This window comes from Ornithinibacter sp. (assembly GCF_035443565.1).
GTDB lineage: Bacteria > Actinomycetota > Actinomycetes > Actinomycetales > Dermatophilaceae > Fodinibacter.
In genome coordinates this window covers 1-7,412 of sequence record NZ_DAORSO010000113.1, presented here as the reverse complement: position 1 = coordinate 7,412, position 7,412 = coordinate 1, and the positions used below count along the sequence as shown (strand labels likewise).

Annotated in this window: 5 protein-coding genes and 1 pseudogene; 2 read left to right on the top strand and 4 right to left on the bottom strand. The window is 71.3% G+C overall.

Annotated elements, in window-relative coordinates; all coding sequences use genetic code 11:
• Nucleotides 1–273 precede the first annotated feature (273 nt).
• The 3 genes from PLL68_RS10975 to dapA all read right to left on the bottom strand — a co-directional run bounded on the left by PLL68_RS10975 (nt 274) and on the right by dapA (nt 5,654).
• A complete protein-coding gene (locus PLL68_RS10975) occupies nt 274–2,961 on the bottom strand; it encodes an FtsK/SpoIIIE family DNA translocase (protein ID WP_324534022.1) in 2,688 nt (895 codons plus the stop codon).
• Between the two features lie 114 nt (nt 2,962–3,075).
• On the bottom strand, nt 3,076–4,761 hold the full coding sequence (locus tag PLL68_RS10970; RefSeq protein WP_324534020.1) for a ribonuclease J: 1,686 nt from the start codon (nt 4,759–4,761) through the stop codon (nt 3,076–3,078).
• On the bottom strand, nt 4,758–5,654 hold the full coding sequence (gene dapA / locus PLL68_RS10965; RefSeq protein ID WP_324534018.1) for a 4-hydroxy-tetrahydrodipicolinate synthase: 897 nt from the start codon (nt 5,652–5,654) through the stop codon (nt 4,758–4,760). Before dapA ends, PLL68_RS10970 begins: the two co-directional genes overlap by 4 nt.
• A gap of 78 nt (nt 5,655–5,732) precedes the next feature.
• Between dapA and PLL68_RS10960 the strand changes: the two genes are divergently transcribed.
• Both PLL68_RS10960 and PLL68_RS10955 read left to right on the top strand, forming a co-directional pair.
• Nucleotides 5,733–6,542, top strand: a complete 810-nt coding sequence (locus PLL68_RS10960) for a thymidylate synthase (RefSeq protein WP_324534016.1) — start codon at nt 5,733–5,735, stop codon at nt 6,540–6,542.
• A 10-nt stretch (nt 6,543–6,552) separates the two neighbouring features.
• Nucleotides 6,553–7,020 carry a dihydrofolate reductase gene (locus tag PLL68_RS10955; RefSeq protein WP_324534014.1) on the top strand — a complete coding sequence of 156 codons (468 nt, stop codon included), beginning with the start codon at nt 6,553–6,555 and terminating at the stop codon, nt 7,018–7,020.
• Here the strand turns inward: PLL68_RS10955 and PLL68_RS10950 are convergent.
• Nucleotides 6,994–7,412: pseudogene (locus tag PLL68_RS10950) on the bottom strand (SMP-30/gluconolactonase/LRE family protein); the annotation flags it as partial. The gene PLL68_RS10955 and the pseudogene PLL68_RS10950 sit on opposite strands and share 27 nt — an antisense overlap.

Here is a 7,412-nt window from a genome sequence, read left to right as displayed (position 1 = left end):
GTCGAGCTCACCGTCGTGGTGCCCAGCACCCCGGCCGAGCTGGCTCGGCTACCCGCCCGGCGTGATCGCTGCTTGCGAGAAGGGATGCCAAGAGCGCGAACTGCCGCGCGGTTGACACCCCCGGTGTGAACGGCACGCGCGAAACGGGATGCCACAGGCGCAGGATCCAGTCGAGAGATCGCACCACGGGCACGACATCGCTCGATCCCGGGCCAGTCTTGACTCCTCGACCTGTCCTGCGGCCCCGGATTCTCCGACCTGGGGCCGAGCACGTCACCGGCGCCCGGTGAGCTCCCACGCGTCCTGGTCGCCGTCCTCGTCGTTCCACTCGGGGGCCGCAGCGTAGGAGTCCAGCTCCGCCGCGACGGCATCCCCGCCGTACCCGACCACCGGCACCTCGGAGGTGTCGTCGGTCGACGTGTCGGTGACGGCGGCCGGGGCGGCGTCGAAGGTCTCGGGGACGTCGTCGCCGCGCATCAGCGCGAGCGTCGTCGGCAGGTCGTCGGGCTTGACGAGCACGTCGCGCGCCTTGGAGCCCTCGGACGGGCCGACGACCCCACGCGACTCCAGCAGGTCCATGAGGCGACCGGCCTTGGCGAAGCCGACGCGTAGCTTGCGCTGGAGCATCGAGGTCGACCCGAACTGGGTCGTCACGACGAGTTCGGTCGCCTGCAGCAGCAGGTCGAGGTCGTCGCCGATGTCGTCCTCGACCTGCTTCTTGGGTGCGGTGACCGTGACGTCGTCGCGGTAGCGCGGCTTGAGCTGGTCGGTGACGTGCTTGACGACGTCGTGGATCTCCGACTCGGTGACCCAGGCACCCTGCACGCGCATCGGCTTGCTCGCACCCATCGGCAGGAAGAGCGCGTCCCCCTGACCGATGAGCTTCTCGGCTCCCGGCTGGTCGAGCACGACGCGCGAGTCGGTGACGCTGGAGGTCGCGAACGCCATCCGCGAGGGGACGTTGGCCTTGATGAGGCCGGTGACGACGTCGACGCTCGGCCGCTGGGTCGCCAGGACGAGGTGGATGCCGGCCGCACGGGCGAGCTGGGTGATGCGGACGATCGACTCCTCGACGTCACGCGGGGCGACCATCATCAGGTCCGCCAGCTCGTCGACGACGACGAGCAGGTAGGGGTACGGGCTGATGACCCGCTCGGAACCCGGCAGCGGGGTGACCTTGCCGGCCCTGACGGCCTTGTTGAACTCGTCGACGTGCTTGAAGCCGAACGCGGCGAGGTCGTCGTAGCGGGTGTCCATCTCCCGGACCACCCACTGCAGGGCCTCGGCGGCCTTCTTCGGGTTGGTGATGATCGGGGTGATGAGGTGCGGGATGCCCTCGTACGCCGTCAGCTCGACCCGCTTGGGGTCCACGAGCACGAGACGCACCTCATCGGGGGTGGCCCGCATGAGGATCGAGGTGATCATCGAGTTGACGAAGCTCGACTTGCCCGCGCCGGTGGCGCCGGCGACGAGCAGGTGGGGCATCTTCGCGAGGTTGGCGATGACGTAGCCGCCCTCGACGTCCTTGCCGACGCCCATCACCATCGGGTGCTCGCTGGTGCGCGCCACCTGGCTGCGCAGCACGTCGCCGAGGCTGACCTTCTCGCGGTCGGTGTTCGGGATCTCGATGCCGATCGCGGACTTGCCGGGGATCGGGCTGAGGATGCGCACGTCGGCCGAGGCGACGGCATACGCGATGTTCTTGGAGAGGGCGGTGACCCGCTCGACCTTGATGCCGGGGCCGAGCTCGACCTCGTAGCGGGTGACCGTCGGGCCACGGCTGAAGCCGGTGACCTGGGCGTCGATCTCGAACTGGTCGAGCACCGTCGTCAGCGCCTCGACGATGGCGTCGTTGGCTGCGCTGCGTGCCTTGTGCGGGCTGCCGGGCTCGAGGAGCGCGTTGTCGGGCAGGGTGTAGGTGACGTCGCCGGCGAGGGAGAGCTGCTCCACCCGCTGGGGCAGAGGTGTCGTCGGCGGCGCCTCGAGGGTGACCTTCTCCACGACAGGGGCGCGAGGGGCTGCCGTGGCCGGCGTCGTCGCGGCCGGCCGGGTCGAGCCGGCGGCGGAGGCAGGTGCGGCCGCGGGCCGGCGCTGCCCGGGGCGCAGGCGCTTGCCGGTGACGGGGTCGACGACGGCTGCCTGCTCGAACGCCTCGTCACCCGGCAGGGTGCCGTCGGCTTCGAGGTCGGCGCGGCTGCGGCGCCGCCGTGGTGCCGGGGCAGCGACCTCGTCGGTGTCGTCGCGGTGGTGGCCGGTGAGCCGGTCGAGGGTCTCGCGGAGGCGCTCGGGCACCTGGTGCAGCGGGGTGGCGGTGATGACGAGCAGCCCGAACAGGCCCAGGAGCAGCAGCAGGGGAACGGTGCCGTAGACGGAGACGGCTGCCTCGAGCGGGCTGGAGGCGAGGAAGCCGATGATGCCGCCGGCGGCACGCATGCCGTCAGCGCCCTCGGGCGGCGTCGGGATGCCGGCGGCGACGTGGGCGAGCCCGCATGCCGCGAAGGCCAGCGCCGTGGTGCCGACGGCCGCACGGGAGGTCGCCGGGTCGTCCTTGGGTGCGCGCAGCATCCGGATGCCGAACAGCAGGAGCACGATCGGCACGGCATAGCCGATCTTGCCGAACGTCCCGGCCACGACGGCGTGCACGACGGTGCCCACGGCGCCGGTCATCCCCCACCACTCGCGGGCCGCGACGACCACGGCGAGCGCGATGAGCAGCAGGCCAAGGCCGTCGCGACGGTGCTCGGGCTCGAGGTCGCGGCCCGAGGCACCGACCTTGCGGGCGACCGATCCGGTGGCGCTCGCCAGCCCCATCCACGTGGCCTGCACGGCGCGCAGGGGCAGGGGCAGGCCACCCGAGCGGGCGGTTCCGCTTCCCTTGCGGGAGCGGGGCGCCGGCCGGCGGGTTGCGGGGCGCGACGCCGGAGTTCGGCCGCGCGCGGAGGAGGACGTACGAGTCGCCATGGTCGCAGGCTACGCGACGGTCACACGAGACACACGTGTCACACGCGGCACTCCCACGACATTCACGCGCGTCCCCGGACCGCCCTCGTGGTCGACCTGTGGGCGCGGTGAGACTCAGGACTCGATGACGACGGGGATGATCATCGGGCGACGCCGGATCGTGCGGCCCATCCAGCCCCCGACGCACCGCCGGATCACCTGCTGCAGCTGGTAGGTGTCGGTGATTCCGTCCGCCGTGGCCCTGGCCAGCGCCTCGACGAGCTGGGGCACGACCTCGTCGAAGCGCGCCTGCGCCTCGATGAACCCCCGGGCCGTGATCTCCGGACCTGCGACGACCGCACCCGTGCTCGCGTCGATGACGACGATGACCGAGACGAATCCCTCGTCCCCGAGGATGCGGCGGTCCTTCAGCAGGGCGTCGTCGGCCTCACCGACCGAGGCCCCGTCGACGTAGACGTACCCGCAGGGGACCGCCCCGGCGATCGAGGCGACCCCGTCGACGAGGTCCACGACGACGCCGTCCTCCGCGACGACCACCCGATCCCGCGGCACCCCGGTGGCGACCGCGAGCTCGGCGTTGGCGACGAGGTGCCGCCACTCGCCGTGCACCGGCATCACGTTGCGCGGGCGCACGATGTTGTAGCAGTAGAGCAGCTCCCCCGCGCTGGCGTGCCCGGAGACGTGGACGTTGGCGTTGCCCTTGTGCACGACGTTCGCGCCGAGGCGCATCAGGCCGTTGATCACCCGGTAGACGGCGTTCTCGTTGCCCGGGATGAGCGAGGAGGCCAGCAGCACGGTGTCACCGGGGCCGACGTCGATGCGGTGGTCGCGGTTGGCCATGCGGGACAGGGCGGCCATCGGCTCGCCCTGGCTGCCGGTGCAGACGAGCACGACCTCGTCGTCCGGAAGGTCCGCGAGCGACTTGACGTCCACGAGGATGCCGTCGGGCACTCGCAGGTAGCCCAGGTCGGCGGCGATCGCCATGTTGCGCAGCATCGATCGGCCGACCATGGCGACCTTGCGACCGGCCTTCTCGGCGGCGTCGAGCACCTGCTGCACCCGGTGCACGTGCGAGGAGAAGCACGCGACGATGATCCGCCGCTCGGCGTGCCTGAACACCTTGTCGATCGCGGAGGAGATGTCCCGCTCCGGGGTGGTGAACCCGGGCACCTCGGCATTCGTGGAGTCGGTGAGGAAGAGGTCGACCCCCTCCTCCCCCAACCGGGCGAACGCGCGCAGGTCGGTCAGCCGACCGTCCAGCGGCAGCTGGTCCATCTTGAAGTCCCCGGTGTGCAGCAGCGTCCCCCCGCTGGTGCGGACCGCCACGGCGAGGGCGTCGGGGATGGAGTGGTTGACGGCGACGAACTCGCAGTCGAACTCGCCGAACTGGAGGCGCTCCCCCTCCTGCACCACGCGCAGCACCGGCGTGATGCGGTGTTCCTTGAGCTTGGCCTCGACGAGGGCCAGGGTCAGCGTCGAGCCGATGACCGGAAGGTCCGGGCGCAGCCGCAGCAGGTAGGGCACCGCACCGATGTGGTCCTCGTGACCGTGGGTGAGCACCAAGGCCTGCACGTCCGCGAGGCGACCCTCGAGGTACTCGAAGTCGGGGAGGATCAGGTCGATGCCGGGGTGGTGCTCGTCGGGGAAGAGCACCCCGCAGTCGATGACGAGCAGCTGGTCGCGGTGCTCGACCACGGTCATGTTCCGCCCGATCTCGCCGAGCCCACCGAGCGGGACGACCCGCACGCCACCGGGCGCGAGCGGCCCCGGAGCCTGCAGCTCGGGGTGCGGGTGGCTCATCGATCCAGGATGCCGGGGAGCGTCGCCAGGGCGGCGCGCAGCGCCTCGAGGTGCTCGACGGGGCTCTCGACGAGGGGCAGTCGAACGGTCGCCGACGCGATGACGCCGAGCTCCACCAGCGCGGCCTTGGCCATGATGGCCCCCTGGCTCGGCGTCATGATGGCATCGACGATCGGGATGAGAGCCTCGTGGATGCGGCGCGCCTCGGTCAGGTCGCCACGGTCCACGGCGGCGATCATCGCGGCGTACTGCGCACCGGCGACGTGACCGACGACCGAGACGGTGCCGACGGCACCGATGGCCAGCAGCGGCAGGGTCAGGGCGTCCTCGCCGCTGAACCACAGCAGGTCGGTGGCGGCCATGACCTTCGTGGATGCCGCGAGGTCACCCTTGGCGTCCTTGACGGCGACGATGCGCGGGTGGTCGGCCAGGTCGATGAGCGTCGGCGTGGTGAACGGGATGCCGGTGCGCCCCGGGATGTCGTAGAGCACGACCGGCAGGTCGGTGCTGTCCGCCACCGCGTGGCAGTGCGCGATCAGCCCGGGCTGGGTGGGCTTGTTGTAGTAGGGGCTGACGAGCAGCAGCGCGTCGGCGCCGACGTCCGCGGCCCGTCGGGCCATGTGCACCGCGTGCCGGGTGTCGTTGGAGCCGACGCCCGCCACGACGGCCGCCCGGTCCCCCGCGCGCTCCTTGACGCGGCGCATCATCTCGACGCTCTCGTCGTCGGTGAGCGTGGAGGCCTCCCCGGTCGTGCCGTTGACGACGATGCCGTCGTGGCCGGTGGCCAGGAGGTGGTCCACGAGGGCGTCGGTACCCGCCGGGTCGACCTCACCGTCCGCCGTCATCGGGGTGACCATCGCGGTCAGGACACGGCCGAAGGGGGAGCTCGTCATGGCCCCAAGGGTAGTGGTGAAGCGGAGGCAGCACGTGGCGAGGGATCACGACTGGGCCAGCCGAGTATCGTCACCACCGTGCGCCAGTACCTCGACCTCATCGACCACGTGATGACCCACGGGGTCGACAAGGGCGACCGCACGGGCACCGGCACCCGCAGCGTCTTCGGCTACCAGATGCGCTTCGACCTGGCCGAGGGCTTCCCGGTCGTCACGACCAAGCGGCTGCACCTGCGCTCGATCATCGGCGAGCTCGTGTGGTTCCTGCGCGGCGACACCAACGTGCGCTGGCTCCAGGATCGCGGCATCTCGATCTGGGACGAGTGGGCCGACGAGAACGGCGACCTCGGGCCGGTCTACGGCCACCAGTGGCGGTCCTGGCCCACGCCCGACGGACGGTCCGTCGACCAGATCGCCACCGTCATCGAGTCGATCCGCACCTCGCCCGACTCGCGCCGCCACATCGTGTCGGCCTGGAACGTCGCCGACGTCGACGACATGGCCCTGCCCCCGTGCCACACGATGTTCCAGTTCTACGTCAGGCCTGCCGCCGACGGGGGCCCGGCCCACCTGGACTGCCAGCTCTACCAGCGATCGGCCGACATCTTCCTCGGCGTCCCGTTCAACATCGCGTCCTACGCCCTGCTGACGATGATGGTCGCCCAGCAGACCGACCTGCGCCCCGGACACTTCATCCACACCCTGGGCGACGCCCACCTGTACTCCAACCACCTCGACCAGGCCCGCCTCCAGCTCAGCCGCGAGCCGTTCCCCCTCCCGACGATGCACATCACCCGCAGGGGCGGCATCGACGACTACGACCTCGAGGACTTCGAGCTCGAGGGCTATCAGGCCCATCCGTCGATCAAGGCGCCCATCGCCGTCTGAGGAGCACCCGATGACCCGCCTCACGATCATCGCCGCCGTCGCCCGCAACGGCGTCATCGGGCACCGCGGGGGGATGCCGTGGCACCTGCCCGGCGAACTGGCCCAGTTCAAGGCGACGACCCTCGGCCACACCCTGGTGATGGGGCGTGCGACGTTCGACTCCATCGGTCGCGCCCTGCCCGGCCGCCGCACCATCGTGATCACCCGCAACCCGACCTGGCACCACGCCGGGGTCGAGACGGCGCACTCGTTCGCCGATGCGCTCGCACTGGCGGGGCCCGGCGACGAGGTGTTCGCCGCGGGCGGAGCCCAGATCTACGAGCTCGCCCTCCCCTTCGCCCAGCGGCTGGTCATCACCGAGGTCGACGCCGAGCCCGAGGGTGACACGTGGTTCCCGTCATGGGCCCGTGCCGACTGGGTCGAGGTCAGCCGCGAGGTGCACGACGGCTGGTCACGAGTGGTCCACGAGCGCGTCTGACCACGCGATCGCCGGTTCGACGAGGCTGCCGAGCCAGACCCGACCGTCGTGCTCGCGCACCCCTGTCGCCAGGTGCCAGTGCGTGGCGTCGAAGGCCAGGTCGTGCACCGTGCGCCCGTCGCTGTCCAGGGCCAGCACCCGGGCGGTGCGTTTCGGGGTGGGCTTGAGCCGTTCCGGCGCGCGGCGCACCAGGCCGCGCACCAGCGCAGGGCTGCGTTGCAGGATGCGCAGGGCCGGGTCGGTCGGCGACGCGATGGTCACCCACACCAGACCATCACTACCGAGGGAGATGTTGTCGGGGTGACCGGGCAGGTCGTCGACCCACGTCGTCGTCGCCCGGGGTGAGCCGTCCGCACCCAGGGCGACCCGGCGGATGGTGCGGGTCCCCGTCT